Raw genomic sequence first — 25,914 nt, 5'->3', positions numbered from 1 at the left:
GACCGGCCGGAGCGGCGTCTTGGCAGAATGGGCGCGTGACTGACGACCGATCGGCGGCTCTGGCGACCCAGCGCCGGATCGCCGCCTCCGACATCCGGCTGCCCGAGCACATCCTGCTCCGGGGCACCTCCGGCCGGATCCTGCGCGAGGCGCTGCAGCTCTTCGCCGAGCGGGGCTTCTACGGCACCTCCATCCGCGACCTCGCGGTGGCCTGCGAGATCCGCTCGGCGACGCTCTACTCGCATTACCCCACCAAGGAGAAGGTCCTGGCGGAGCTGGTGCGCATCGGTCACGAGGAGCACCACCGGCGGCTGACCGAGGCGGCCGCGGCGGGCCCGGCGGATCCCGCGTCGCGCCTGCGCCGGGTGGTCCGCGCCCACGTCCTGGCGCACGCGGAGTTCCCCATGCTGGCCGTCGTGGCCGACAACGAGCTGCACGCCCTGTCTCCCGAGCTGGCCGGCCCCGCGCTCATACTGCGCGCGGCCGGCCGGCAACTGCTCATCGACATCATCGACGAGGGCATCGCCGCGGGCGTCTTCGCCGTGCCCGACGCCTTTCTCGCGGTGACCGCGATCAGCGGGATGGGGATGCGCGTGGCGAACTGGTACGACTCCGCCCTGCCGTACGAACCGGACGAAGTTGCGGACACCTACGCGGACTTCGCGTTGCGCATCACCGGGGAGAGCTCCTGACAGCGAACGGCGCCGGGCTCACTTGAGGCTGCCCGCCGTGATGCCGCTCACCACCTGACGGTTGAACACCACGTAGACCGCGATCATCGGCAGGGTGATGATCGACAGGGCCGAGAACAGCAGGCCGTAGTCGGTCACGTAGCGGCTGGAGAAGGCCAGCAGGCCGGTCGGGATCGTCTTGAGCGAGTCGTCCTGGATGTAGAGCAGGGCCAGCAGGAACTCGTTCCAGCAGGACAGCGCCGAGAACACCGCCACGGTCGCCAGTCCCGGCCGCAGCAGCGGCAGCGCGATCAGCAGGTAGACCCGCAGGTCGGAGGCGCCGTCGATGTGCGCGGCCTCGAACAGCTCCGGTGGCAGCGCGTCCAGGTAGACCTTGATCAGGTACGTGGCCAGCGGCAGCCCCATGGCCGTGTACGGGATGATCAGCGCCCATCGGGTGTCGCTCAGCGCCAGCTCGGTGAACATCGTGCTCTGGGCGATGAAGTACGACTGCAGCGGCAGCAGCAGCCCGAGCGCCAGCAGGCCCATGAGCAGCCCGCGCCCGCGGAAGTCGAAGCGGCTGAACGCGAACGCCGCCGCCGACGACAGCGCCAGGATCAGCAACACCGACACCGACGTCACGATCACGCTGTTGAGCGCGTACCCGCCGATGCCGCCGACCTCCCATGCCTCGGCCCAGCGGCCGAAGTCCAGCGCCTCGGGCAGGGCGAACGGGTCGGCGAAGATCTGCGCGTTGGACTTGAAGCTGGAGGCCACCATCCACAGCAGCGGCAGGAAGAACGCCGCCGACACCACGGCCAGCAGCGCGGTCGAGAGCCTTCTCATCGGGCCGACCTCCTGCGCAGGCGCATGAAGGCCAGCCCGATGAGCACGACGGCCGCGGTCATCAGCACCGCCATGGCAGAGCCGTAGCCGACCTCGCCGTCGCGGAAGACCACCCGGGTCAGGTAGGTGGTGGGGATCTCCGTCGCGTTGTACGGCCCGCCGCCCGTCATGACGTAGAACAGGTCGAAGGTCTGGAAGCCGCCCGTGACGCAGAGCAGCAGGCAGACCTCGACCGCGTCCCTGATCATCGGCACCTTGATCCGGCGGAAGATGGCCGGCTCACCGGCGCCGTCGAGGCGGGCGGCCTCGATCACGTCCGACGGGATCTGGGCGAAGGCGGCGTAGAAGATCGCCATGTAGAAGCCGGCGTACACCCAGCCGGAGACGACGCAGACGGCGAGCAGCGCCGTGCTCTCGTCGCCCAGCCAGACCCCGCCCGGCACGCCGACGAGCTCCAGCAGCGCGTTGACCAGGCCGAAGTCGGCGTTGTAGACGAACGCCCAGAGCACCGCCACGACCACCATCGGCAACATGACCGGGGTGAACAGGGCGACGCGGAACCAGGGCGCCCCGCCGCGCCGGGTGACCAGCAGCCCGGCGAGGACGAGGCCCACGGCGACCTCCAGGACGATGGTCACCAGAATGTAGATGCCGACATGGACGAACGAATCCAGAAAAATCGTGTCCTGGGCTGCTCTGAGGAAATTGTCGAGGCCGACGAACTCCATCGGCCCGAAACCGGTCCACTCTGTCAGGCTGAACGCCCCGGTCGCCAGCGCGGGCACCAGCACCGCGAAGCCGAACACCAGCAGCGCCGGGGCGGCGAACAGGTACGGCGTGAGCTTGCGTCTCATCCCGCGACGGCCAGCGCTTCCTTGGGAGACTTCACCCCGCCGAGCACCGCGGCCAGCGCGCGGTAGAGCGCGTCGGCGCGCTTGAGGTCATAGCCGGTGTCCGGCGGGGAGACCACGGTTCTGGCGTCGGCCAGCAGGTCGTTGAGCCGGGTGGTGCGCGCGTCGATCTGCCCGGCGCCCTCCGCCCTGGCCTGGGGCACCGTGCCCGCCTTGACGAACGCGGCGGCGTTGGCGGGGGAGTTCAGCAGCGCCAGGAACTCGGCCGACTCCTTGACCTTCTTGCTCCTGGCGTTGATCACGTAGCCGGTGACGACGCCGATCACGCTGTCCTGGTCGCCGGCGCCGCCGGTCATCGCCGGCAGGTTGACGTAGTCGAAGTCCAGCTTCGGGGCCTCGTCCAGGGCCCAGCTGACCAGCCACGCCCCGATCGGGTGCATGGCGGCCTTGCCCTGGAAGAACAGCTGCGCGCCCTCGTTGTCGTTGGCGGCGTTGGCGCTGCTGTTGACGCACTTGTGGTCGTGCAGCTGGGCGACGTGGCCGAGCGCGCGTTCCCAGGCGGGGTCGGTCATGGGGGACTTGCCCGACAGCACGTCCTGGTAGGACTGCTCGCCGACGACCCGGGAGACCAGGTGGGACAGCCAGTTGCCGGCGGCCCACAGGTCCTTGTTGCCCGAGGCGATCGGGGTGACGCCCTTGGCGTTGAGCGTGTCGCAGGCCGTGAGCAGCTCCTCGAACGTCCTGGGCGGCCGCACGCCGGCGTCGGCCAGGATCTTGGTGTTGTACCAGAGGACGTTGGTGACATCGGCCGCGAACGGCACCATGACCGTCTTGCCGTCGACCGTGGTGCGCTTGTACGCCTCGTCCGGGATGAGGCCCTTGAGAGGCCCTGTGGTGACTTGGGAGGAGATGTCGGCGGCGAAGCCGTCCTTGACCCGGGTGCGCAGCCGGTCGCCCGCCCACTCGAAGTAGACGTCGGGCGCCTGCCGGCCGTTGAGCAGGTTCTGCAGGCCGATGGTCTGGTAGAGGTCGTCCTCCTGGAAGTTGAGCTCGACCTTGGCGCCCGGGTGTGCCTTCTCGTACTGGGCCGCGACGTCCTTCCACACCTTGATCTGCTCCTCGCCAGGGGAGCTCATCGCGATCCGTAACACTTTGTCGGTGGCCGCGCTCTGCCCGCCGCCACCGCAGGCCGACACCAGCAGCATCAGGGCGAGCGCCCCGGCCGTCCTGTTCACCATGAGAACTCCTCGAGACAGTCGCCGAACACCCGCTTGGGTGCGGGGCGACGGGGGTGCGGTCGTACGTTCTGACGAGCGGTGGCCAGCAGCGCCAGCGCGCCCCGCTCGAACTCCTCCAGCCAGGGCCGGGCCTCCGCCACCAGCGCGCGGCGCCGCACCGGCCCGCGCAGCAGGTGCTCGGCCGCGGCCAGCAGCTCCCGCGCGTGTTCGGCCAGCAGCCGGTCGGCCGCCGCGGCGTCGCCGGACTCGCGCTCGAACGCCCACTGCTCCAGCACCCCCGTGAGCCTGGGCGCGTCGTACGGTTCCAGGCAGGAGCCACGCACGTTGTCGGCGAAGAGCCGGTAGGCGGCCAGATCCGCGCCATCTCCGACGACGTCGGCCAGGGCCCGCTGCCAGCTCTCCTCCGGGTCGTAGCCCTCCGGATCGCGCAGGTAGTCGGCGACCGTGGCGAAGGCGATCTTCGATGACTCGTAGAGCTCCATGCCGTTGGCCACGACACCGGTCGCGAACCGGTACAGGTGCCGGTCCCGGCCCCGGTACGGGCCGATGTGCAGCTCGTGGCCCATCGCGACGTCGTTGACCGGGTAGTTGTCCCAGTAGAGCGGGGCCCGGTTCAGCGTGCGGGTGACGGCGGCGGCGTCGGCCAGGTCGATGGTGGCCGAGCAGATGCTCCGGCCGGTCCAGAACAGGTCGATCCGGGCGTCGATCAGGCCGAGGGCCCGTACGTACGGGTCGTCGCCGGTGCCGCAGTAGACGGTGGGGCAGACGATCAGCCGTCCGGTGCGCGCGAAGACGGCCTCGATGAGCGCGACCTGCGCGGTGGCGAGGTCGTCGAAGGCGGCGGCGTCCCGCGGGTGCCGCAACCGCAGGGGGATGTCGTCGAGCAGCAGTCCCACGCCGGCGGCCCCGGCCTCCATGGCCCGCTCGAACGCCACGCACAACGCCTGGACGTCGTCGGCGTCGGAGTATCGCAGGGACAGGCCGGGCGAGAGACAGTGGATGACGTCCACCCCCGCCTGCCTGCCGCGCGTGGCCAGCTCGCCCAGCCTCTCCACGTCGGCCTCCCGCCACGACGGCCGGTCGGCCTTGGGGGCGTGGACGTAGGTGTTCATGCCCCGGGCGCCGAGGAAGCCGAGCAGGTCGAGCCGCTGCTCGTGACTCCATGGACGGCCGTAGAACCCTTCGATGACCCCGCGGACCGCAAAGCCTGCTGACTTCATGAAGACAGTAAAGAGTCTTTATCTCATCTAGGCAAGAGTCTTTACTAGACTCATGAGAATCAGGAAATACCGACCGGGCGACGAACCGGCCCTGTACGAAGTCTGCCTGCGTACCGGCCTCGACGGCCAGGACGCCTCGGCCGTCTATCCGACACCACACCTGCTGGCGGACGTCTACGTGGGCCCCTACCTGGCCTTGCAGCCGTCCCTGGCCTGGGTGCTCGACGACGATCCCGGCCACGGGCCGGGCGGGCCGGGGGGATACGTGCTCGGGGCCCTGGACACGCGGGCCTTCGAGGCCGACTGCGAACGCCTGTGGTGGCCGGCGCTGCGCGCGCGGTACCGGCACATCACCGAGCCCGAACGCTGGCTGGCCGACCACCTGGCCGCCCCTCGTCCGGCCCCCGCCGAGATCGTCGCAGGCCACCCCTCGCACCTGCACATCGACCTGCTGCCCCGCATGCAGGGCGCGGGCTGGGGGAGCAGGCTCATCGCCACGCTCCTCCAGGCCCTCGACGAACGCGGCTCCCGGGGCGTCCACCTGGGCGTCTCCGCACGGAACACCCGGGCCGTGGCGTTCTACGCCAAGCTCGGCTTCACCGAGCTCGAACGGGAGGACTCGGTCGTGTTCATGGGCATGACGGCCGCCGAGTGGCGAATCCGGCTCTGAGCCGCCGCTCCACCGCCTCGGACGTCGCGCCGAGGCGGTCCAGCCCGTGCAGGGCCGACCCCACGATCGGCGGCGCGTCCAGCACCCGGACGTCCACCCCGGGCAGCCCCTTGCCGATCCGGGCCAGCAGCCGGACGTCCCGGCCGGTCAGCACCCCACCCCCGAGCACGACGGGCACGCTCAGCCCGCCCCAGTCCAGCCGCTCGATCGCCGCGCCGGCCCAGGCGGCGACCTCGTCGCCCAGGCGCTCCACCAGCGAGACGGCGACGGCGTCCCCTCGTGCCGCCACCTCGAACAGCACCGGCACCAGCTCGTGCAGCCGTTCCTCGGGCAGGTGCCCGAGGTGGAACCCCACGCACACCGAGGTGACGTCCGGCATGCCGAAGCGGGCGGCCGCGGCCTCGCGGAGCAGGGTGCGCGGTCCGCGGCCGTCCTCGTCGCGCACGGCCCACCACAGCACCTCCTCGCCCAGCCATTCCCCGCCGCCCCAGTCGCCCGAGCGCCGTCCCAGCGCCGGCCACCGCGCGACCTGGCCGCCGGGGCCGCGCGCCACGCAGTTCATCCCGCCGCCGCACACCACCGCCACGCCGTACGGCACGCCCGCCCCCGCCCGCAGGATCGCGAAGGTGTCGTTGTCCACGGTGACCTCGGGCGCCCACCGCCGCGCCTCGACGGCCCGCTGCAGGATCTCCTGCTCGACCGGCAGGTCGCAGTGCGCCAGGAACGCCGACACCCGCTCGGCCGCGAACCCGCCGCGGGCGCTCTCCTGGTGCGGGTCCGCCTGCCGTACGGCCGCCGCCACGAGGTCGGCGAGCAGGTCGATCGCGGCGGGCAGCCGCGGCCCGTGCGGCTGGAACCCGCCGCCGCGCACCCAGCCGAGCAACTCGCCATCGGCGCCGACCAGCGCCACGTCGGTCTTGCTGTTGCCCGCGTCGATCGCCAGGACCGCAGCCCCGGTCACGAGACCCAGACCTGGTGGGCCGCGAGCAGCCGGTCGGCGAGCCCCTGCGCCAGGTCGTACTGCCCCACCAGCGGATGGGCCAGCAGCGCCGCCTCCACGTGCGCCCGATCGGGGCACGCCGCCGCCCGCACCGCCAGCTCCTCGTACGCGCTGACGTGCGCGATCAGCCCGGCCTGCAACGGCTCCACCGCCGGCACGGCCAGCGGCACGGCCCCGGCGGCGGTGATCCGCGCCGGCGTCTCGATCACCGCCGAAGCGGGCAGGAAGGGCAAGGTGCCCTCGTTGCGGACGTTGACCACCTGGACATCCCCCCGATCATGGAGCAGCGAGGCGAGCAGGTCGACCGCGGCCGTCGAGTAGAACGCGCCGCCCCGCTGCTCCAGGAGCTCCGGCTTGTCGTCCAGCGCCGGGTACATCGCCAGCAGCCGCCGCTCCAGCTCCAGCACCTCCTGCGCCCGCGTCGGACGCCCGAGCTGCTCGGCCACCACCTGGTCGTGGGCGTAGTAGAAGCGCAGGTAGTACGACGGCACGACGCCCAGAGCGGTGATCAGCTCGGCGGGCAGCTCGCACTCCCCGGCCAGCTCGGCGACGTGCCGCTCGATCAGCCCCGGCAGCACGTCGACCCCGTCCACCCAGGCCGAACGCTCCCACGACAAGTGATTGAGCCCGACATGTCCCAGCGTGAGCTCCGAGGGCGCGCAGCCGTGCAGCCGGGCGAACAGCCGCTGGAACCCGATGGCCACGTTGCACAGGCCGACGGCGCGATGACCGGCGTCGAGCAGCGCGCGGGTGACGAGCCCGACGGGGTTCGTGAAGTCGATCAGCCAGGCGCCGGGGGCGAGGGCGCGGACCCGTTCGGCGATGCGCAGCACTTCGGGAACGGTCCGCAGGGCCTTGGCCAGGCCGCCCGCGCCGGTGGTCTCCTGGCCGACGCAGCCGCACTCCAGCGGCCAGGTCTCGTCGCCGTGCCGCGCTCGCTGGCCGCCGACGCGCAACTGCAGCAGCACGGCGTCCGCGCCTTCGACGGCGTCGTCCAGGACGGTGGTGAGCCGGACGCGTCCCGCCCTGCCGCGCAGCATGCGGGTGGCCAGGCCGCCGACGACGGCGAGGCGTTCCTGGTCGGGGTCCATGAGGACGAGTTCGTCCAGCTCCAGGGCGGCCAGGCCGCCGGCGAGCTCGGGGGTGTAGGTGGAGCCGCCTCCGACGACGGTGACCTTCATCGGGCCTCCGCCCCGGAACCGGCGGCCTTCGCCGCCCCGGAGACCTTGGCCGCGGCCGAGATGCGGCGGGTGGCGACCGACTCCCTGAGCAGGCGTGTGCCGTGGGCCAGCCCGCCGGTCAGCACGGGCGCGTTACCGAGCGCCGAGACCTCGACGGCGGGCGGGTGGCGCAGCATGCCCGCCAGCGCGGCGCTGATCTCCGGCAGGATGCTCGCGCAGGCCAGCCCGATGCCCCCGCCGAGCACGACCAGCTCGACGTCGGCGACCCGGGAGATGGTGGCGATCCGCAACGCGATCCGCCGGGCCTCTTCGGCGACGATGGCCGAGGCCAGCCCGTCTCCGCGGGACGCGGCGGCGAAGATGGCCTCCGGCGTGGCGTCGAGCCGCAGCGCGGTGTCCCCGTCGCGCAGACCTGCCGCGATCCAGGCGCGGGCCCATTTCATCAGCGCGTCCCCCGAGGGGCTGTCGGGCAGCTCCTCCTCGCCGGGCGCGGGGTCGTCGACCTCGCCGGCGGCCCCGCGATGCCCTCGATGGGCCCGGTTCCCCAGGATCAGCCCGGCCCCGACGCCGGCGCCGATGGACAGGAACGCGAAGTCGGCGACCCCCTGCCCGGCGCCCAGGGCGTGCTCGCCGATGACCGCCAGGTTGACGTCGGTCTCGACCTCGGCGGGCACCCCGAGCGCGGCCTCCAGCCCCGATCGGATCGCCATGCCCTCCAGCGCGGGCCGGTTGCTCTGCCGGATGACCCCCTCCTCGGGGTCCACCACGCCCGGCACCCCGGCCGCGACCAGCTCGATCCCCCCGCTCCGCGCCGCCGGGCCGCCGGGGGACAGGGTGTCGCGGACGGCCACGGCGGCGCGCAGGATCGTCGCCGGATCGGAGTCGTCGATGCGTTCGTCGTGCCTGGCCAGCATCGTGCCGCGCAGGTCGCACAGCGCGCCGCGGACGAAGCGGGTGCCGATGTCCAGGGCCAGGACGTGGGCCAACGTGTGGACCGGCTCGAAGTAGACGGCGCCGTAATGCATCTCGCCGGGCGGTTCGGCCTGGCGGACCAGACCGGCGGAGGCGAGGAGGTCGAGGGCGTTGGCCACCGTCGGCTTGGTCATGCCGGTGCGGCGGCTCACCTCGGCCCGTGAGATCGGCGGGTCGGCTCGAATGGCCTCCAGGACCACGGATGCGTTGATCTCGCGCAGGGTGGTGAGCGTCGCATGCTGGGACATGGCCCGAATTCTAGTAAAGACTCTTGCCCGGATGCAATAAAGACTCTTTACTGTATCTCGCAGCCCCCTCATCCGGAGGAACCCCATGGCACGACTCCAGAACCTCCTGCTCGCCGCGACCGTCGCGCTCAGCGCGGGACCGGCCGTCATCGCCGCACCCGCGTCGGCCGCCACGGTCGTCGACCCCTTCGTCCTCCAGGTCGGCGCCACGCTGCCGGCTCTGCCAGGCAGGATCACCGCACTCGCCGTCGGCCCCGGTGGCGTCGTCGCAGCCGCCCACGACAAGGGCCTGGCCCGGTACGCCGCCGGCGCCTGGACCTCCCTGTCGGCCACCGCCGCCCACAAGGTCGTCTGGCGCGGCGACGACCTCGTCGCCCTCACCGCCGGCGGCCTGCTGACGATCAGGAACGCGGCGAAGGCCGGCCGGCCGGCGGGGGAGGGCGACGACCGGGCCGACCCCGCCAAGGGCGGCGCCGATCGGCTGCCGCCGGGCGTCGATCCGGCCACTGCCCTGCTGCTCGGCGGTGACGACGTGATCCTCGTCCAGGGCGACCGCCTCTACCGCAAGGGCCCCGGCGGCTCGTGGCGTCCCGACCGGCTGCCCGGACAGGCCACCGCCGCCGCCCGCGCCGGATCCGGGGCCGTGGCCGTCGCCACCGCCACCGCCGTCTTCGAGCAGACCGGCCGGTCGTGGGCCCAGATCTCACCCGCCCCCGGCACCACCCACCTGGCCTACGACTCCAAGGGCCGCCTCTGGCTGGCCGGCCCCACCGGCCTCACGCTCAGGGACGGCGCCACGCTCAAGCAGTACGGCCCCGCCGAGGGGCTGCCCATGCTCGGCTTCACCGCGATCGCCCCCGGCGCCGGCGGCGACGTCTGGCTCGGCACGGCCAAGGGCGCCGTGCACTTCGACGGCGTCACCTGGGAGTACCGGCAGGGCCGCCGCTGGCTGCCCGACGACACGGTCGCCGCGATCGCCGTGGACAAGAACGCCAACGCCTACTTCGGCACCGCCACGGCCGCCGGGGTCATCGAGGCCCGCCGTACCACGCTGGAGGACAAGGCGGCCGTCTACGAGCAGGCCATCGACGCCCGGCACAAGCGCACCCCGTACGGCTTCGTCGAGGGCATCGGGCTGGCCAGGCCGGGCGACCTGACCCAGTACGGCCAGGGCGCGAGCGACAACGACGGCCTCTGGACGGGCATGTACGGCGCGGCCGAGGCGTTCAGGTACGCCGCCACCAAGGACGGCACGGCCAAGGCCGGCGCGCGCAAGGCGTTCGAGGCGCTGAAGTTCCTCGGCGACGTCACCCAGGCGGGCACCAACCCGGCGCCCAAGGGCTTCATCGCCCGCACGATCCTGGAGACCACGGCCACCGACCCCAACATCAAGGACAACGAGCAGCACGACCGCGACAAGCAGAAGGGCGACGCGTACTGGAAGATCCTGGTCCCGCGCTGGCCCAAGAGCGCCGACGGCAAGTGGTTCTGGAAGACCGACGCCAGCTCGGACGAGCTGGTCGGCCACTACTTCCTCTACGCCCTCTACTACGACCTGGTCGCGACCGGCGCGGAGAAGGACGAGGTGGCGGGTGTCGTCACCAGGCTCACCGACCACCTGATCGACCACGACTTCTCGCTGGTCGACCATGACGGCAAGCCCACCCGCTGGGGCTTCTTCAACCCGAAGGAGCTCAACGGCAACCCGTGGCGGAGGGAGGAGCGCGGCCTCAACAGCCAGACGATCATCACCTTCCTCACCATCGCCCAGCATGTCGCGAAAAATCCAGAAAAATACGCGCAGGCCAAGGCCAAGCTCATCGACGAACACGGCTACGACCTGAACACCCAGCAACCCAAGATCACCCCAGGGGTCGGCGGCGGCAACCAGTCCGACGACGAGATGGCCTTCATGAACTACTACCACCTGCTCCGCTACGAGCAGGACGCCGACCTGAAGGCCACCTGGGCCCGCTCCCTCTACGACTACTGGCAGCAGGAGCAGTACGAGCTCAACCCGTTCTTCAACTTCATCGCCGGCGTCACCCTGAAGGACCAGGTCTGGACCGACGCCTACGGCCCCTTCCCCCTGGAGATGAACGGGCCCTGGCTGCAGCAGTCGATCGACACCCTGAAGCGCTTCCCGATCAACATGATCGACTGGAAGCAGAGCAACAGCCAGCGCCTCGACATCGTCAACCTCGGCCGGCACATCCGGCCCGACGCCGACCCGAAGAAGCTCGGCATGCTCCGCAGCGGCACCGTGCTGCCGATCGACGAGCGGGTGATCAGCCACTGGAACCACGACCCGTACAAGCTGGACCAGGGCGGCGACGGCTACGGCGAGAACGACGGCACCTCCTACCTGCTTCCGTACTGGCTGGGCCGGTACCACGGGTTCATCGCCGAGAAGTGAGCCGTCCGCGAGGCGCATGTGGCCACATGTGAGCCACAAGGTCAATGCTGAACAGTCGTCCGCATGGATCTCGACATCTTCGCCTTGGACATGCTGCCCGCCCAGGAGGAAGCCCAGCTCTCCGGTTGCATGATGAGCTGCGGGTTCACCGGCTGCGGAAGGACCGTGGTGGAGGGGCTGGTGATGTTCGACCTGTACTGACGGCCGCGGCGCCGGAAGAAGGCGCCTCCATACGACGGTGACGGTTCCGCCGTCCCCGTCTCCCGCCTGGCGGTGAAGCCCGCGCGTCGATTCCGGCGCGCGGGCTTCCGTCTGTTCCGGCGACCCTCACCACGGCCCTGAGCCGAGCCTTCCCGGCCGCTGTCCGCGGCGGCCCGCAGAACCTTGGAATCACTTGTGGCGACCGGCCGCCCTGGAGGACCCCGGCGGTCCAGGAAGCCGAGCTCGGCCACAAGCCGGCCACAACTCGTCGCCATACCTTCGTCACAGGTCGAGTGAACAGATGTGAGGACGGAAGTGAGCCCATGGACAACGGTGAGCGCCCCGAGGGGGATCGTTTCCTGCTCCAGGATGTCGCCAGGGCGGCACTGGCACGGGCGACCGGGCAGCCGGCGACCGGGCAGGCGGCGATCGCCGGCTGGGAGATCCACCCCGGCACTCCGTGGACCTACGTGACCCCGGCGGACTCCGTCCAGCGGGCGCAGGGCTGGAAGCTGCACGTGTCGGCCACCCCGCTGTCGGCGCCCCTGGTGCTGACCCGGGTCGTCGGCGTGCTGAGCCGCCACCGGTGCGCGTTCAAGTTCGCCTCCAGCCTTCAGGAGGTGACCGGGCTCCTCTCCCGTGAGACCCCGCGCGGCTCGGTCGGCAAGTTCGTCACCGTGTACCCGCCGGACGACCGGGCCGCCGCGGCGATCGCCGCGGAGCTGCACGCGGCCACCTACGCCCTGAGCGGGCCGCCGATCCTGTCCGACCGCGCGTACCGGACGGGAAGTCTCGTGCACTACCGCTACGGGGTGTTCGCCGCCCCGAGCGAACTCGGCCACGACGGCACCTACGTCTCCCGGCTGACCGCGCCCGACGGCACCAAGGAGATCGACCGGCGTGCGGCGTGGTACTCCCCGCCGGCGTGGGCGGTGTGCCCCTTCGAGCCGGAACAGGCGTCGCCGGAGGCGGCCCGCCCGGATCAGGTGCTGCTCGCCGGCCGGTTCGTGGTGCGCAAGGCCATCCGGCACAGCGCCAAGGGCGGTGTCTTCCTGGCCGAGGACCGGCACGAGGGGGGAGAGGTGGTCATCAAGCAGGCCCGCCCCCATCTCGGCGCGTCGATCGACGGGCGCGACATGCGCGACCTGCTCCGTCACGAGGCGCGCATGCTCGACCTGTTCGCCCCGCCGGGCGTCACGGCGCGCAAGGTGGCTCTCTTCGAGCAGGACGGCAACCTGTTCCTGGCGCAGGAACTGCTGCCCGGGACCGCGCTGAGCACCTGGGCCGGCGAGCACCGCCGCGCCGGTTCCGACGCGGCGTGGCGGGAGATCGTCCTGCGCCTGTCCAGAAGTCTGGTGGCGCTGGTCTCCACCGTGCACGGCCAGGGGTACGTGCTGCGCGATCTGACGCCGAACAACGTCATGATCACGCCCGAGCACGAATGCCGGCTGATCGACCTGGAACTGGCCGCCGTCCCCGGTTCGGCCGTCCAGCGGACCTTCACGCCGGGCTACGCGGCTCCCGAGCAGCGTGCCGCGGCCGTGCACGCGCCCGCGCCCGGTGGCGCCGTCGACCTGTACGCGCTGGGCGCGACGCTGTACCACCTGTGCACCGCGTCCACGCCGATGCTGCTGGACGACGACCCCCTCGGCGGGCGGTCACGGGACGCGCGGCTGGCCACGCTGGTCGGCGTCGCCATCGGCGGTGATCCCGTGGCGACCGCGATGGCGCCCCTGCTGCTCGGCCTGATGGCGGAGGACCCCGAGGAGCGGTGGGACCTGCGCCGGGCGGAGGAGTTCCTGGGCGAGCTGTCCGGACGCGACGTGCCGTCCGTGGCGGCCGACGTCCGCCGCCTGGACGTGTCGGGGCAGGGTCGTCTCCTCCGGGACGGCCTCGCCTATCTCCGGCACGCGATGTCACCGGAGGCGCTCGCCGCTCCCGGCCCCACGGGCGCCCTGTGGCCCGCCTCCGGGTTCGGGGCGACGGCCGATCCGTGTGCCGTCCAGTACGGCTCGGCGGGGGTGCTCCACCTGCTGGCGTCCGTCCTCCGGGCGGATGACCGGGCGCTCACCCCGGAGGCGCGGGCCGACGCCGGCACGGTCCTGCGGGAGGCCGCGGCCTGGACGATCCGCCGTCTGGAGGGCGAACACCGGCCGTCCCCCGGCCTGTACTTCGGCCGGGCAGGCATCGCCTGGGGCCTGTTCGAGGCGGGACGTCAGCTCGGCGACGAGGACGTGCGCGCCGCCGGCGTCGAGATGGCGCTCACCCTGCCGGTGACCTGGCCGAACCCGGACGTGTGCCACGGCCTGGCGGGAACGGGGCTGGCCCTGCTGCACTTCTGGCGGGAGACGGGCGAGGCCCGCTTCGGTGAGCGCGCCGGTGAGTGCGCCGACGAGCTGCTGAAGGCGGCCCGGCACACCGCCGGTGAGGTGTTGTGGCCCGTCCCCGGCGACTTCGACTCCACGCTGGCCGGCCTCGTGCACTACGGCTTCGCCCATGGGGTGGCGGGGATCGCGACGTTCCTGCTGGCCGCCGGCACCGCACTGGATCGCGCGGACTGCCTGGAGACCGCCGTGGCGGCGGGGGAGACGCTGCTGGCCGCGGCGGAAGACCGAGACGGGACGGCCTGGTGGCCGGACTCTCCCGGCGGCGGCGGCAGGATTCCTCACTGGTGCAGCGGATCGTCGGGTATAGGGACGTTCCTCGTCCGCCTGCACGTGACCACCGGCGACCCGCGATTCCGGCAGGCCGCCGAGCGCGCCGCCGCCACCGTGTACGCCCGGCGCCTGGCCTCGGGCACCTCGGCCTGCCACGGTTTGGCCGGTGACGGGCAGTTCCTGCTCGACCTGGCCGGCTTCCTGGACGAGCCCGGCTACCGGGCGCAGGCCGAGGAACTGGCCGCGGTCCTGTGGAGCCGTGCCGTCGTGCGCGGCGGGTCGCTGGTGACGCCGGACGAGGGAGGGACGACGACGGGCGTCGGCTGGAACACCGGGCTGGCGGGCGTCCTGAGCTTCCTGGACAGGCTCCGGCACGGCGGGCCCCGCCCCTGGACGGCGGACGCGGCGGACGGCGATCCCGGGTGGCCCGCCCGATGAGCAACACCGCCGCGGAGGAGGGCCGCCTGCCCGACGTCACCCGCATCAACTTCCGGTTCTCCGGGGACGGCCGGTACGCCGCCTGCCTCGCCCGGCGGGGCCGCGGCCACCTCGTCCCGGAGGTGTGGGACGTCGCCGGCGCGCGCCCGCGCACCCTCCGCACCCGCGCCGGTGAGACCTCGACGAGCGTGCCGACGCCCACGGACGGCGGCGACGTGCTGCTGTGCCGCGCCGGGGCCGACGCGCACCGCCTGACGCTGGTCACCGCGCCGCCACGCGAGGACGGGGACGCCGAGGAACATGAGCTGGCGGTCTTCCGCGGCGGCGTGGTCAGGATCGTGCCGGGCGCGGCTCCGGGGACCGCCGCCCTGGTGCTGGCCACCGGCGCCGACGGGCGTACCTCGGTGTGGCGCCTGTCCGGGCGGGCGGAACGCCCGGAGCGGATCGCCACGGCGCCGTACCCGGTCAGGGGCGGGATCTGGCTCGACGAGGCCGGCCACCGGCTCGCCCTGACCAGGGCCGGAACCGGGCCGGCCACCGTGGTCCTGGACACCTCGAACGGCGCCCTCACCCCGCTGCCCGGCCCGGCGGGCGACGAGTACGTCCTGCTGGCGGCGCCCGGCGCGGGCGTGCTGCTGACGGCCGTGCGCCGCGAGGGCGCGTACCGCCTGGGCGTCCGCGACCGCGACGACGACGGGCCCACCCGCCACCCCGAGCGGCTGAACGCCTTCGACGGCGAGGTGACGCCGCTGGCGCTGCACCCCTCGGGACGGCGGCTGGCCCTCGCGGTCAACCGCCGCACCCGCTCCCACCTCGTCCTGCACGACCTGGCCGAGGACGCCGGCGCCGAGGCCGCCCTGCCCGCCGGGGTGATCCATCCGGCCGCCCGCTGGAACACCGGTGGCCTGCACCTCGTCCACAGCGCGCCCGACCGCCCTGCCGGCCTGGTCGACCTCGCCGGCTGCTCCGTGTCGCGTCCGCCGGCGGCGATCGTGGCCGGCGGGATCCGGCCGTCCCCGGCCCGGGTGCTGTCCTGGCCGGGGGCGGCGGGGCCGATCGAGGCGATCGTGTACGGCGATCCCGCGACCAGTCGCCGGGTGGTGGTCGCGCTGCACGGCGGCCCCGAGGCCGCCTGGCGGTTCGCCCACGAACCGCTCTTCCAGCGCCTGTCCGGGGCGGGCGTCGCCGTCGTCGCGCCCAACCAGCGCGGCAGCACCGGCTACGGAGCCGCCCACCGTGACGCCATCCGCGACGCCTGGGGCGGCCCCGACCTCGCCGACGTCCTCGCCCTGGGCCACGCTCTGGCCGGCGCCCGCGGTCCCGGCGAACCGCGGCCGATGTTGTACGGGGCCAGCTACGGCGCGTACCTCGCGCTGCTGGCCGCCGCGGCCCAGGCGGACCTCTGGTCCCGCGCCGCGGTCGTCGCGCCCTTCCTGTCCGGACGGGAGCTGTACGAGGACGGTCCACCCCCGGTACGCGCCCTGCTGGACCGGCTCGGCGGACGTACCGACATCGACGACGAACTCGGCCCCCGCGACCTGCTGCGACTCGCCGGCCGCATGCGGCTGCCGCTGCTCATCGTGCACGGCGAGGACGACCCGATCATCCCCGTCGAGCACTCCCGCCGCCTGTACGCGCGCCTGCGCGCGGCCCGGTGGCCCGAGGACGCCGCACCGGCCTATCTGGAGGTCCCCGGCGGGGGCCACGACCTGCAGCACGACGTCCGCGACACCGTGGCCCTGGACCGCGTCGTCGACTTCCTGCGCGCCGGACCAGGCGCGTAGCTCACCGGCTCGGCCGGTACGGATCCGCTCCGGGACCGGCCGTGAAAAGGGGCGCCGCGCGAGGCGGCCGCCCGCTCACCACCATAGGGAAGGGAATTGCCATGGAGCTGAACGTCTCCGCCCTGGACATGCTGCCGACCGCCGACGAGGCCGGCCTCATGTACTGCGACATGACCTGCTTCGACGTGAGCGTCAACTGCGGCGGGTCCACCATGAACACCCAGACCATCACCACCACCGGTGGCTGGTACTGAGCCGTCCGGACGCCCACGGCGTTCCGGGTGATGACCGGACGGACAGCTGAATGAGGTGCGGCCCGGGGCGCCTGCCCCGGGCCGCACCGCACACCGGCAGCCCCCGCGCGCTACTTGAGGACCTTCGCCGAACGCACCTCGTGCAGGTGGACCAGCACGTCGAAGGCGCGGGACAGGGCGGTGTCGAGCAGCGGGTACGGGTACTGCGTGCCGATGTTGCGGGTCGGGCGGGCCACCGCCAGCCAGTCGCGCGCGGCGGCGGGCGCGGTGCGCATGTCGAGGTAGAAGTCGTCGTAGCGGACCCGGTCGAGGGTGTGCTCGTTGCTGCCGGGCTCGGCGGGGCCGGCGGTGAACTGCTTCCAGTCGCCGCCCAGCGCGGCGTCCTTCGACAGGAAGGATCCGCGGTCGAAGGTGAAGCCCACGGCGACGTACTTCTTGCCCAGGGTGTCGCGCAGGTAGGAGCCCTGCGTCTTCGGGTAGAGCGCCGGCTCGTCGGCGACGTAACCGGCGTGGGTGTTCTGCGCGGACATGAGAATCTTGCCACCGTGGTGTCGCAGCCACCAGACGGTGTTGTCGGCCATGACCTGGTCGCGGTAGCGCTGGACGACGCTCAGCCATGACTTGTCGGCCAGGTCGTAGCCGGCGAACTTGGCGGTCTGGGCGATGAACCGGGCATCCTGGACGGCGCTGTCGTACGCGGCGGACGCCTTCGGCCCTCCCAGGGTGAGGAGCAGGTCGAGCGCCTGCTGGGCCTTGCCGGCGAGCTGCCGCCGTTCGTCCAGCGGCCGGTTCAGGTAGGCGAAGAAGTCGTCGAGCGGGCGCAACCCCTCGTACAGTGCGGCCAGGTGAGCGGTGGAGTCGGGGTGGGCGCCCCGCACGTACTGCGCGACGCGGGCGAAGACCTCCTCGCCGATCTTCGGCGCGCCGAAGTCGTCGCCCATGACGTGCAGCGGCCGGCCGGGGTCGCGGCGGTTGTGCTCGCGCATCCACTCCAGCATCCCGACGAGTTCCTCGCGCTCCCACGGCGAAGCCCGCAGCACCTCCTTGGCGATGGCCCGCAGGTCGCCCTTGCCCGTGCGCAGGTACTCGTCGAGCCGCACCCCACCCGACCAGCTGGCCTCCAGCGCGAACGTGGTGAAACCCTTCTTCTCCACGAGATAACGGAAGACCCGCTCCTTCACCGTGAAGAACTCATGCGAACCGTGGGTCGCCTCGCCCATGCCGACGACCTGGGCGTCGCCGACCATCCGGCCGAAGGCCCGCAGGTCGCCGGACTCCGCGCCCGGCTCGGTCGAACGCAGTTCGTGCGCCGCCGCCTCCAGGGCCCGCACGGGCTCGGCGGGCGCGGCGGGCTCGGCCGCGAAGGCCGCCTGGGCCAGGACCGGTACGAGGGTCAGGCCCGCCGCGAGGGCGGCAAGCTTCCGGCCAACGGTCATGTCACTTGCTCCTTGGTGTCGTTCCTGCTTGACGCCAAGAACCGTATGACGCGCCCGTACCCCCGGACGATGCCGCTGACCTGCTTATTCGCAGGCGTACGCGCTGCCCGGAACAGGTAGGGCCAGCCCTACCGAGGCCGCCCTCACGCTCCCGCTGACCGTGCTCACCGGGGGACGGCCGTCAGGTTCAGCACGGTGTACTCCTTGCCGCCGCCGCGGGTCTTGACCTGGCACCCCCTGTTCGCGCACCGCTCGTAGGACTTCTCGTCGGCGTCCCAGAAGACGGTGGTGGACGGTGCGGAGGAGGACGCACCCGAACCCACGTTCCCGGACGTCACACCCACGGATCGTGCCCCGATCCCGGCCGTCGCGCCCGTCGTGAGGTCGTACAGCAGGGCGATCGGCACGCCGCTCCTGTCGCGGTCCGGGTCGTACACCTCGAACAGCGCGTACGAGCCGCCCAGCAGCGTCCGTCCGGGCTGTGGCCTCAGCCCTTCGGGCAGGGCCCTGCGTTCGGCCCCGTCGATCCGCTGCACGATCGCGTGCCCGTCCAGCATCCCGACGCACCACTGCGCGTCGCACTGCACGAGATCGGCCGCGTCCTCGGAGTTGCCGGTCAGCACATAGCCGTACCGAAGGAGCGCGTCCCCCCGTGCTCGGACGAACTCGTCGAAATCTTCCACAAACCCAAGGATCGGGACGGAGGCCCTACTGTTGCACGACCCTCTCGGAAGTGGCTCACCAGTTGGCCGGCTCGTAGCCCGCATCCACGAGGTACCTCCGGTTGCTGGGGCAGGGGGCCTTCGAGGTCTCGGTGGGGACCCGGGCCCAGTTGCCGTAGTAGTAGGCGCCGTAGCCGGTGCTCGGGTTGTCCGTGCAGTAGGCGACGGCCCGCACGTGGCCGGTGCCCGAACCGCACCCGGCGTGGGCGTATTCGCCGCTGGAGCCGTAGTGCTCGTCCGCCCAGCAGTTGACGGGGGCCGCGTGCGCGATCCCGGTTGACATGGTCAGGAAACCGGTAGTGGTCAGGGCCAGGGCCGCGGCGGCCGTGGCGAGGTTGCGTATCACGCTTCGTCTCCTTATGGGCTGTGACGAGTCGGGGATGACGCGTCCCAGCCTTGGCGACCGGCCGATTGTCCGGAACCCCCATCCGCCGCATCAGACAATGGCGAGCCGCCTTCGGCGGAGGCCGGGATCAGGAGCCCGGCTGCACCAGGCCGGTCTCGTAGGCGAGGATGACCAGCTGCACCCGGTCGCGGACGCCGAGTTTCATCAGGGCGCGGGTGATGTGCGTCTTGGCGGTCAGCGGGCTGATCACGAGCCTGGCGGCGATCTGGTCGTTGGACAGCCCCTCGGCCACCAGGCGGACGACCTCGCGTTCGCGATCGGTGAGCACGGCGAGCGCGGTGAGCCGGTCGCCGCTCAGCGGGGCGGGCCGGTGAGCGAACTGCTGGACGACCCGCCGGGTGACGCTCGGCGACAGCAGCGCCTCGCCCGCGGCCACCACGGCCACGGCGTGGCGCAGCTCGGCGGGTCCGACCTCCTTGGTGAGGAACCCGCTGGCGCCGGCCCGCAGCGCGGCGAAGACGTGGTCGTCGGTGTCGAACGTGGTCAGGATGACGACCTTGGTCCCCGGGCGTTCGGCCAGCACCCGGTGGGTGGCCTCGATGCCGTCCATCCCCGGCATGCGGATGTCCATCAGGATCACGTCGGGCTCGGTGGCGCGGGCCTGCCGGACGGCCTCGTCGCCCGTGGCGGCCTCGCCGACCACGGTCAGGTCCTTGGAGCGGTTGAGCAGACTGCGGAAACCCGCGCGGACGAGGGCCTGGTCGTCGGCGAGCAGCACCTTGATCGTCATGTTGCCATGGGGATGATCGCGCGCACGGCGAACCCCTCGCTCCCTTCGATGCTCAGCGTGCCGCCCAGGGTGGTGACGCGTTCGCGCATGCCGGTCAGTCCGTGGCCCCCGGCGAGGACGCCATCGGCCGTGGTGGTCGCGCCGCGGCCGTCGTCGGCCACCTCGACCGTCACCGCGTCGCTCGCATAGCGCAGCCGCACCGACACCCGGGTGGCGTGGGCGTGCTTGATGGTGTTGGTCAGCGCCTCCTGGACGAGCCGGTGGGCCGCGACGGCCTGCGGGCCGGTGACCGTGGCGGCATCGCCCTCCTCGTGCAGCTCCACCCTCAGGCCGGCGGCCCGGGCGGCGGAGACCAGATCGGCGATGGCGCCCAGGTCCGGCTGCGGGGCGGCGTCATCGTCGATCCGCAGCACGCCGATGAGCGAGCGCAGGTCGGCCATGGCCTTGCCGCGCACGTCCATCGCGGTGCGCAGGGCCGCGCGCGTCTCCTCGGGAGAGTCGTCCAGCGCGTCGGCGGCCACGTTGAGATGCACGCCGACCACGGCCAAGGTGTGGGCGATGATGTCGTGCAGCTCGCGGGAGATCTCCAGCCGCTGTTCGGCGAGGCGGCGGCGGGCGTCCGCCTCGCGTGCCTGCTCCAGTTGCGCCCGCCAGCGCGCCTGGAGGTGGCGGGCGTTGCCGATCGCCAGCACCAGCGCCAGCCAGAGCACCTCGGCGCCGCCGGAGGCCAGTGCGCGGGCAGGCGAGCCGCCCGCGACGGCCCAGTCCCAGGTCAGCGCGTACAGCAGCAGGAACAGTCCCACGCCGGCGGCCCAGCGGGTCCGTCCGGCCGCGGCCACGGTGTAGGCGGCCGCGGTCAGCGGCCACACCCAGCCGCCTTCGAACAGCCCCGCTCCCTGGAAGGCGACCAGCACCAGCGCCGAGGCCAGCAGGACGCCGACCGGCCGGCGCCGCCGCACCACCAGCAAGCCGCCGAGCAGGAGCGCCATCGTGACCACCGGCCAGCCGATCGGGGCCCCGACCGCCGCCGTCCCGGTCAGGACGGCGATGGTCGTGAGCAGCCCCGGCAGCACGACGGTCAGGACAGCGGAGATCATCGGCCGGCGCCGGGCAGACGGACGGCGGCCAGCGCCATCCAGCCGACGCTGGCGGCGATGGCGATGCGCTCGGTCAGTCCCACCATCGGAGGCAGCGACCGGGAGACCATGACATCGACGAGAGTCACCACAAACAGGATCATTCCAGACACCAAGGCCACGGTCGCACCGGTGAGCAGGCCGTCCCGCGGCCACGCCCTGGGCAGCACCACGGCGGCGGCGGTGAAGGCGGCGAAGGCCGCCCAGGCGGCGAAGCCGTGCACGCTCTCCGAGACCGACGGGTTGTCCCACCGCCCCGGCGGGTCGGCGGGGAAGATCGCGGCCACCAGCAGCCCCAGCGACCAGACGCCCAGCAGCCAGGTGCCCGCGCGGCTGGTGCGGGTACGAGCCACCGCCACCGTCAGCGCCGCCGCGCCGAGCGCGAGGGCGACCAGCCCGACCGGCACCAACCAGCCGGCCCCCGTGTTGACGAACCTGCTGATCGTCTCGCCGATCGGGCTCATTTCCCTGTTGACCACGTCCGAGATGGCGAATGCCGCGACGCCGATGCCGACACCGGCAAGAACTGTCTTCTTCATGGCCCAGACGTTACGAGCGGCCTCTGGTGCCCGGCGTCGTCCATGCGCAGACACCTGCGCGTACACCGATCGGTGTACGCGCACGCATCCCTTGCCGGGGTCAGCCGGGGGAGCGGCGGGCCAGGCGCTCGGTGTGCGCCGAGCGGCCCGCGGGGCGGCCCGCCGCGTGCGACGCCTCCTGAGCCAGGCCGTTGAGCGTGGTGCGGACCACGCGCGTGGTCTGGAGGTCGACCGCGCGTGGGTCGTCGAAGTGCACCAGGCCATCGGCCAGCAGCACGGCCAGCCCGTGCAGCGCGGCCCACACCACGAACTCCGCCCCCTCGCGGGCGGGCCCCGGCAGGCCGCCGGCCTCGGCGAGCCGGTCGAGCTCCGTGGTGAGGACGTCGTGCGGGTGGGGGGAGATGGCGGAGTCCGGGGCGGTGGCGCCGCCGCGCAGCACGAGCCGGGCGACGGCCGGGTCGTCGAGCGACCAGCGCACGTAGCCGCACCCCAGGGCGATCAACCGCCGCTGCGGGTCGTCCTCCTGGCCGGGCGCGCGTTCGCAGTCCTGTCGCAGGCGCTCCCCGAGCCAGGCGAGCGTCCGCTCGGACAGGGCGCGCACCAGCGTGTCGCGGGAGGCGAAGTGGTGGTAGGCGGCACTGGGGCTGACGCCGACGCGTGCCGAGGCCTCGCGCAGGGACCAGCCGTCGGCGCCGCGCTCGCGTACGAGAGCCTCGGCGGCATCGAGCAGCGCGCTGCGCAGGTCACCGTGGTGGTATCGCCCCTTCGCCATCGCCCGATCTTAACACTGATCAGATCTCTGCTACGCTCGCAAGCATCTCAACAGTGTTCAGATTGGAGCCGGATCATGTGCCCCGCCGATGTGACGCCGAACCCGTCCCCTGACCTGGGCGATCTTCCCGACGTGCGGACGAGCCCGCCGCCGGTCGTGCGCGGCGAGCCCGTCGAGGTGTCCGACGGCGTGTACGTCATCCCCGACAACCGCGTCGAGCTCGTCCCGAACGTCGGCATCGTCGTGGGCGAGCACGCCGCGCTGGTCGTCGACACCGGCATGGGCCGCCGCAACGGCGACTACGTCCTGGAGCAGGCCCGGCGCCTGGCCGGCGACCGGCGGCTGTACCTCACCATCACGCATTTCCACCCCGAGCACGGGTTCGGGGCGCAGGCGTTCAAGGGGGCCGCGACGATCGTCTACAACGCCTCCCAGCGCGCGGAGCTGCACCGTAAGGGCGCCGCCTACGTCGAGATGTTCAAGGGGCTGAGCGCCGCCGCGGCGGCCGAGCTCGAAGGCGTCGAGCTCGTCGATCCCGACCTGGTCTACGAGGGCCGGGCCGAGATCGACCTGGGTGGGCGCAAGGCGGCGCTGCGGGCGGTCGGGCCGGCACACACGGGCTCCGACCAGGTCATCGTCATCGACGACCGGGTGCTGTTCGGCGGCGACCTGATCGAGACCCGCATCTTCCCGATCGCGCCGTACTTCCCGCCGTACGACGTGGACGTGGACGGCGCCGGATGGATCGGCGTGCTCGATGACCTGATCGCCCGCGGCCCCGAGGTCGTCGTGCCCAGCCACGGGGAGGTGGGCGGCGTCTCCTTGATCCGCGACGTCCGCGACTACCTCGACCACGTGCACGGGGAGGTCGCACGGCTGCGGGCGGCCGGAGCCTCCGCCGACGAGACGGCCGCGAAGATCGACGAACAGGCGCGCGCCCGCTGGAGCACCTGGGAACGTCCCGAGTGGATCGGCTTCGCCGCCCGCGCCTTCTACGCCGGCGAAGACCGGTGACGTGGCCGGTCCTCACGGCCGATCAGGTGCTCCCACCGGGGAGCGTCATACGTCCGCGGTCAGGCTGTAGAGGCCCGCGGTGCAGCCGGTGACGCGCCAGCCGCCCGGCGCCTGCCGGACGGCGACGCCGCTGAGTCCGGTGCCGCGGACGACCGGCCGGGCGTTGCCCGGGAACCAGACGTCGAGGCCGCACCCGCTGCCCTCACCCCGGGCCGTGAGGCTCGCGCGGTCCGACGTCAGGCCGGTCAGACGGCCGGGGGCGGAGCGCGGGTAGGGACGTGACAGCTCGGCGACGTACTCGGCGGGCGGGGGCAGGTCCTTCCCGGTGACACAGTCCTCGATCATGAGGTTGCCGCCGGTCCTGGACCCGGCGTCGGCGTGGGCGTCGCCGCAGGACTGCTTCCAGACCCAGAACGCGCCTCCGATGCGGTGCCGATCCTCCTGGTCGGCGTATCTCGCGATCGGGGCGGCGGCGGGGTCGCCGAACCAGCCCCACTCACCCGACCAGAGCCCGGCGCCGTAGTACTCCGCCGCCCGGCTCGCCAGCTCGAAGCCGCGCTCGATGCTCGTGACGGTGAGGCCGGTGCCCTGGTCGATGGTGATCGACTCGTTGTAGAGGTGGGGAGCGAAGACGAGCAGCCGGTCGTCGGTGAAGTCCTTGGGCACCGGGACCTCGAAGCCGAGACCCGACCAGAGCACGGACGGCTCGAAGAAGACCAGGTGGGGGAAGCCGCGCCGCTCACCCGCCCGGATGGCCTTGATCGCTCGGTCGTAGTACCGGCCGAGCAGGACGCCGGAGGTGATCGGCGGCGCCTCGCCGAAGCCCGGCTCGTTCAGCAGGTCGTATCCGGCGACCATCGGCTCGTTCGCGAACCGCTCCGCCAGCATGCCCCAGGCGGCGACCAGGCGGGTCTGGATGCCGTCCCGGTCCTGGTAGAAGTTGGTGAAGGCGCGGGCGACGGCCGGTGAGATGTCGCGTCCGGTGAACTCGCACCTGGGGGCGCCGTCGAAGCGGTCGGCCCAGGTGGGGGCGCCGTCCCAGCCGTGCATCGGGGAACCGTTCGGGCAGGTGGTTCCGGGTGCGGCGTCGACGCCCTTACCCCACGCGTCCTGGTGCATGTCGATGACCGTGCGCAGGCCGTGCCGGGCCGCGGTCCCGACGGCCCAGGAGATCTTGGCGAGGTAGGCCGGGTCGTAGTGGCCGGGCCGGGGTTCCAGCGCTGACCAGGACAGGGCGAGACGGATGACGTTGAAGCCCATCTGCTCCATGCCGGCGAAGTCGGCCTCGGTGAGCGGTCGCGTCACCGCCTTGTCCGGACGCTGCTGGAAATAGTCTTCGAGCTGGTTGACGTTCACGCCGCGCAGCAGCACCTCGTTGCCGTCGGCGTCGATGATCCTGCGGTCGGCCGAGAGGGTCAGCCCCTTGGTGCGCGGTGGCTGCGCGGTGGTGGCGCCGGACGGCAGGAGCGGTAAGGCGAGCGCCGCCGCGGCCACGACGACCGCCATCGGGATCGGTGCGGCCAGGGCGACCCCCTTGCGCGCCGGCCGGGTGGCGGGGAGGAGCGCGACGAGCACCGCCGTCGCCAGGGCGAGGAGGGCGCCGAAGGAAAGCGCGGGGGCGAGGCGCAGCATGATCGCCGGCGCCCAGAACAGGTCGCCGCCCGCCAGGTCGCCGCCCGCCAGGTCGCCGGGGATCCCGATGGCCACCTCGACCAGGCCCAGCGTCGCGGCCGCGCCCAGTGCGGAGAGTCCGGCCGCGACGGCCCGGGGCGCGGTGGTGGCCCTGAGCCGGCGGTTCGACGCCCAGGTCAGCACACCCAGCAGAGTGACGGCGGCCAGGCAGCCCAGCGGTCCCGCCTCGGGCGCGGGGGCCAGCGGGGAGTCGCCGATGGCATAGCCGACGGGTGAGCCGCCCCACCACACCCCGCCGACCGACGCGGCCAGGACCACGGACACTCCCGCCGCTGCCCATCCCGCCGCCGACGACCGTGGGAGAGCCGTCCCCGAGGCCGCGGCGGGCCCGGCGCCGGACCCCGCGGAGGCCGACGCCGGAGGAGGTGGGACGAGGCGGCGGTGCAGGAGCTGGGCGACCCAGGTCGCCGCCGCCACCGGCAGGCCGAAGACCGCCGCCTTGACTCCGGTGAAGCCGGTCGACCACATCAGGTAGACCGCGTCATCGAAGGTCATCGCCAGCGACATCAGCAGCTTCGCCGCCATCGCCGACCACACCACCGCGCCCCACACCAGCAGCGCCGTACGCAGCGGGGTGCGTCCTCGGGCGACCGCCCACGTCAGCACTCCCACCCCCGCCAGCAGCAGCGGCACGTAGACGGCCGGCGCGGCCACCTGCCAGAGCCCGGCGACGGGCAGCAGGTCGGCGCCGGTCCAGGTGTAGGGCGCGGCCAGACCCGACGGGTCGAACACCGCTCCCAGCGTGATGACGGCGGCCAGTACCACGACGGCGATCGGCGACAACCAGCGGTTCCTCATAGTGACGGCGACCATACATGAG

Annotated in this window: 23 protein-coding genes; 8 read left to right on the top strand and 15 right to left on the bottom strand. The window is 72.6% G+C overall.

Features of this window, described 5'->3' with window-relative positions:
* Positions 1–35 precede the first annotated feature (35 nt).
* Positions 36–692, top strand: a complete 657-nt coding sequence (locus tag ABZ444_RS19580; protein WP_357998496.1) for a TetR/AcrR family transcriptional regulator — start codon at positions 36–38, stop codon at positions 690–692.
* A gap of 18 nt (positions 693–710) precedes the next feature.
* Here ABZ444_RS19580 and ABZ444_RS19575 read toward each other — a convergent pair whose 3' ends face one another.
* The 4 genes from ABZ444_RS19575 to ABZ444_RS19560 are packed head-to-tail and all read right to left on the bottom strand — an operon-like array spanning position 711 to position 4,826.
* Positions 711–1,517: a carbohydrate ABC transporter permease gene (locus ABZ444_RS19575; RefSeq protein ID WP_357998493.1), complete on the bottom strand. Its 807-nt coding sequence runs from the start codon at positions 1,515–1,517 to the stop codon at positions 711–713.
* Positions 1,514–2,371, bottom strand: coding sequence for a sugar ABC transporter permease (locus ABZ444_RS19570; RefSeq protein WP_357998490.1), 858 nt, complete (start codon positions 2,369–2,371; stop codon positions 1,514–1,516). Before ABZ444_RS19570 ends, ABZ444_RS19575 begins: the two co-directional genes overlap by 4 nt.
* Positions 2,368–3,606 carry an extracellular solute-binding protein gene (locus ABZ444_RS19565; RefSeq protein ID WP_357998487.1) on the bottom strand — a complete coding sequence of 413 codons (1,239 nt, stop codon included), beginning with the start codon at positions 3,604–3,606 and terminating at the stop codon, positions 2,368–2,370. The genes ABZ444_RS19570 and ABZ444_RS19565 overlap by 4 nt, the downstream gene beginning before the upstream one ends.
* Entirely contained in the window at positions 3,600–4,826 is a 1,227-nt protein-coding gene (locus ABZ444_RS19560; protein ID WP_357998484.1) for a protein O-GlcNAcase, read from the bottom strand. The genes ABZ444_RS19565 and ABZ444_RS19560 overlap by 7 nt, the downstream gene beginning before the upstream one ends.
* Before the next feature lie 52 nt (positions 4,827–4,878).
* Here ABZ444_RS19560 and ABZ444_RS19555 point away from each other — a divergent pair, with 52 nt between their 5' ends.
* A complete protein-coding gene (locus ABZ444_RS19555; protein ID WP_357998481.1) occupies positions 4,879–5,496 on the top strand; it encodes a GNAT family N-acetyltransferase in 618 nt (205 codons plus the stop codon).
* Here ABZ444_RS19555 and ABZ444_RS19550 read toward each other — a convergent pair.
* Genes ABZ444_RS19550 through ABZ444_RS19540 form a run of 3 tightly spaced genes read right to left on the bottom strand, consistent with a single transcriptional unit; the run spans position 5,456 to position 8,897 of the window.
* Positions 5,456–6,457, bottom strand: coding sequence for a BadF/BadG/BcrA/BcrD ATPase family protein (locus tag ABZ444_RS19550; protein WP_357998478.1), 1,002 nt, complete (start codon positions 6,455–6,457; stop codon positions 5,456–5,458). The genes ABZ444_RS19555 and ABZ444_RS19550 overlap by 41 nt on opposite strands.
* Positions 6,454–7,677: a 6-phospho-beta-glucosidase gene (locus ABZ444_RS19545; protein WP_357998475.1), complete on the bottom strand. Its 1,224-nt coding sequence runs from the start codon at positions 7,675–7,677 to the stop codon at positions 6,454–6,456. Before ABZ444_RS19545 ends, ABZ444_RS19550 begins: the two co-directional genes overlap by 4 nt.
* Entirely contained in the window at positions 7,674–8,897 is a 1,224-nt protein-coding gene (locus ABZ444_RS19540) for an ROK family transcriptional regulator (RefSeq protein ID WP_357998472.1), read from the bottom strand. Before ABZ444_RS19540 ends, ABZ444_RS19545 begins: the two co-directional genes overlap by 4 nt.
* 85 nt (positions 8,898–8,982) lie before the next feature.
* Between ABZ444_RS19540 and ABZ444_RS19535 the strand changes: the two genes are divergently transcribed.
* The 5 genes from ABZ444_RS19535 (at position 8,983) to ABZ444_RS19515 (ending at position 16,647) form a co-directional block, all read left to right on the top strand.
* Complete coding sequence (locus ABZ444_RS19535; RefSeq protein WP_357998469.1) at positions 8,983–11,313, top strand: hypothetical protein; 2,331 nt, start codon at positions 8,983–8,985, stop codon at positions 11,311–11,313.
* 63 nt (positions 11,314–11,376) lie between these two features.
* The gene (locus ABZ444_RS19530; RefSeq protein WP_357998466.1) at positions 11,377–11,514 is read left to right on the top strand and encodes a hypothetical protein; all 138 of its coding nucleotides are present in this window, start codon (positions 11,377–11,379) and stop codon (positions 11,512–11,514) included.
* Positions 11,515–11,837: 323 nt separating this feature from the next.
* Positions 11,838–14,609, top strand: a complete 2,772-nt coding sequence (lanL, locus tag ABZ444_RS19525) for a class IV lanthionine synthetase LanL (protein ID WP_357998463.1) — start codon at positions 11,838–11,840, stop codon at positions 14,607–14,609.
* Positions 14,606–16,393, top strand: a complete 1,788-nt coding sequence (locus ABZ444_RS19520) for a prolyl oligopeptidase family serine peptidase (RefSeq protein ID WP_357998460.1) — start codon at positions 14,606–14,608, stop codon at positions 16,391–16,393. Before lanL ends, ABZ444_RS19520 begins: the two co-directional genes overlap by 4 nt.
* Before the next feature lie 101 nt (positions 16,394–16,494).
* A complete protein-coding gene (locus ABZ444_RS19515) occupies positions 16,495–16,647 on the top strand; it encodes a hypothetical protein (protein WP_357987662.1) in 153 nt (50 codons plus the stop codon).
* A 110-nt stretch (positions 16,648–16,757) separates the two neighbouring features.
* Here the strand turns inward: ABZ444_RS19515 and ABZ444_RS19510 are convergent, their stop codons facing one another.
* The 7 genes from ABZ444_RS19510 to ABZ444_RS19480 form a co-directional block, all read right to left on the bottom strand.
* Entirely contained in the window at positions 16,758–18,083 is a 1,326-nt protein-coding gene (locus ABZ444_RS19510; RefSeq protein ID WP_357998457.1) for an erythromycin esterase family protein, read from the bottom strand.
* A 164-nt stretch (positions 18,084–18,247) separates the two neighbouring features.
* Positions 18,248–18,766 (bottom strand): hypothetical protein, encoded by a 519-nt coding sequence (locus ABZ444_RS19505; protein WP_357998454.1) that lies wholly within the window; start codon positions 18,764–18,766, stop codon positions 18,248–18,250.
* Between the two features lie 55 nt (positions 18,767–18,821).
* On the bottom strand, positions 18,822–19,151 hold the full coding sequence (locus ABZ444_RS19500; protein ID WP_357998451.1) for a hypothetical protein: 330 nt from the start codon (positions 19,149–19,151) through the stop codon (positions 18,822–18,824).
* Between the two features lie 127 nt (positions 19,152–19,278).
* Positions 19,279–19,941 (bottom strand): response regulator transcription factor, encoded by a 663-nt coding sequence (locus ABZ444_RS19495; RefSeq protein ID WP_357998448.1) that lies wholly within the window; start codon positions 19,939–19,941, stop codon positions 19,279–19,281.
* The gene (locus tag ABZ444_RS19490; RefSeq protein ID WP_357998445.1) at positions 19,938–21,038 is read right to left on the bottom strand and encodes a histidine kinase; all 1,101 of its coding nucleotides are present in this window, start codon (positions 21,036–21,038) and stop codon (positions 19,938–19,940) included. The genes ABZ444_RS19495 and ABZ444_RS19490 overlap by 4 nt, the downstream gene beginning before the upstream one ends.
* Entirely contained in the window at positions 21,035–21,616 is a 582-nt protein-coding gene (locus ABZ444_RS19485; RefSeq protein WP_357998443.1) for a DUF998 domain-containing protein, read from the bottom strand. The genes ABZ444_RS19490 and ABZ444_RS19485 overlap by 4 nt, the downstream gene beginning before the upstream one ends.
* 100 nt (positions 21,617–21,716) lie before the next feature.
* On the bottom strand, positions 21,717–22,388 hold the full coding sequence (locus tag ABZ444_RS19480) for a TetR/AcrR family transcriptional regulator (RefSeq protein WP_357998440.1): 672 nt from the start codon (positions 22,386–22,388) through the stop codon (positions 21,717–21,719).
* 75 nt (positions 22,389–22,463) lie between these two features.
* On the opposite strand from ABZ444_RS19480, the gene ABZ444_RS19475 reads away from it, so the two are divergent.
* Positions 22,464–23,402, top strand: a complete 939-nt coding sequence (locus tag ABZ444_RS19475) for an MBL fold metallo-hydrolase (RefSeq protein WP_357998437.1) — start codon at positions 22,464–22,466, stop codon at positions 23,400–23,402.
* Between the two features lie 45 nt (positions 23,403–23,447).
* On the opposite strand, the gene ABZ444_RS19470 is transcribed toward ABZ444_RS19475, so the two are convergent.
* Positions 23,448–25,892, bottom strand: coding sequence for a cellulase family glycosylhydrolase (locus tag ABZ444_RS19470; protein WP_357998434.1), 2,445 nt, complete (start codon positions 25,890–25,892; stop codon positions 23,448–23,450).
* Positions 25,893–25,914: the final 22 nt, after the last annotated feature.

The sequence above is a fragment of the Nonomuraea sp. NPDC005730 genome, assembly GCF_040630865.1.
Taxonomy (GTDB): domain Bacteria; phylum Actinomycetota; class Actinomycetes; order Streptosporangiales; family Streptosporangiaceae; genus Nonomuraea.
This window is presented reverse-complemented; position numbering and strand designations above follow the sequence as displayed.

Bases quoted from the DNA above. Each gene is read 5' to 3' on its own strand.
- ABZ444_RS19490 (WP_357998445.1), bottom strand. From the start codon at position 21,038: ATGATCTCCGCTGTCCTGACCGTCGTGCTGCCGGGGCTGCTCACGACC.
- ABZ444_RS19560 (WP_357998484.1), bottom strand. From the start codon at position 4,826: ATGAAGTCAGCAGGCTTTGCGGTCCGCGGGGTCATCGAAGGGTTCTAC.
- ABZ444_RS19575 (WP_357998493.1), bottom strand. From the start codon at position 1,517: ATGAGAAGGCTCTCGACCGCGCTGCTGGCCGTGGTGTCGGCGGCGTTC.
- ABZ444_RS19530 (WP_357998466.1), top strand. From the start codon at position 11,377: ATGGATCTCGACATCTTCGCCTTGGACATGCTGCCCGCCCAGGAGGAA.
- ABZ444_RS19515 (WP_357987662.1), top strand. From the start codon at position 16,495: ATGGAGCTGAACGTCTCCGCCCTGGACATGCTGCCGACCGCCGACGAG.
- ABZ444_RS19495 (WP_357998448.1), bottom strand. From the start codon at position 19,941: ATGACGATCAAGGTGCTGCTCGCCGACGACCAGGCCCTCGTCCGCGCG.
- ABZ444_RS19485 (WP_357998443.1), bottom strand. From the start codon at position 21,616: ATGAAGAAGACAGTTCTTGCCGGTGTCGGCATCGGCGTCGCGGCATTC.
- ABZ444_RS19555 (WP_357998481.1), top strand. From the start codon at position 4,879: ATGAGAATCAGGAAATACCGACCGGGCGACGAACCGGCCCTGTACGAA.
- lanL (WP_357998463.1), top strand. From the start codon at position 11,838: ATGGACAACGGTGAGCGCCCCGAGGGGGATCGTTTCCTGCTCCAGGAT.
- ABZ444_RS19570 (WP_357998490.1), bottom strand. From the start codon at position 2,371: ATGAGACGCAAGCTCACGCCGTACCTGTTCGCCGCCCCGGCGCTGCTG.
- ABZ444_RS19535 (WP_357998469.1), top strand. From the start codon at position 8,983: ATGGCACGACTCCAGAACCTCCTGCTCGCCGCGACCGTCGCGCTCAGC.
- ABZ444_RS19480 (WP_357998440.1), bottom strand. From the start codon at position 22,388: ATGGCGAAGGGGCGATACCACCACGGTGACCTGCGCAGCGCGCTGCTC.
- ABZ444_RS19470 (WP_357998434.1), bottom strand. From the start codon at position 25,892: ATGAGGAACCGCTGGTTGTCGCCGATCGCCGTCGTGGTACTGGCCGCC.
- ABZ444_RS19545 (WP_357998475.1), bottom strand. From the start codon at position 7,677: ATGAAGGTCACCGTCGTCGGAGGCGGCTCCACCTACACCCCCGAGCTC.
- ABZ444_RS19510 (WP_357998457.1), bottom strand. From the start codon at position 18,083: ATGACCGTTGGCCGGAAGCTTGCCGCCCTCGCGGCGGGCCTGACCCTC.
- ABZ444_RS19540 (WP_357998472.1), bottom strand. From the start codon at position 8,897: ATGTCCCAGCATGCGACGCTCACCACCCTGCGCGAGATCAACGCATCC.
- ABZ444_RS19565 (WP_357998487.1), bottom strand. From the start codon at position 3,606: ATGGTGAACAGGACGGCCGGGGCGCTCGCCCTGATGCTGCTGGTGTCG.
- ABZ444_RS19520 (WP_357998460.1), top strand. From the start codon at position 14,606: ATGAGCAACACCGCCGCGGAGGAGGGCCGCCTGCCCGACGTCACCCGC.
- ABZ444_RS19475 (WP_357998437.1), top strand. From the start codon at position 22,464: ATGTGCCCCGCCGATGTGACGCCGAACCCGTCCCCTGACCTGGGCGAT.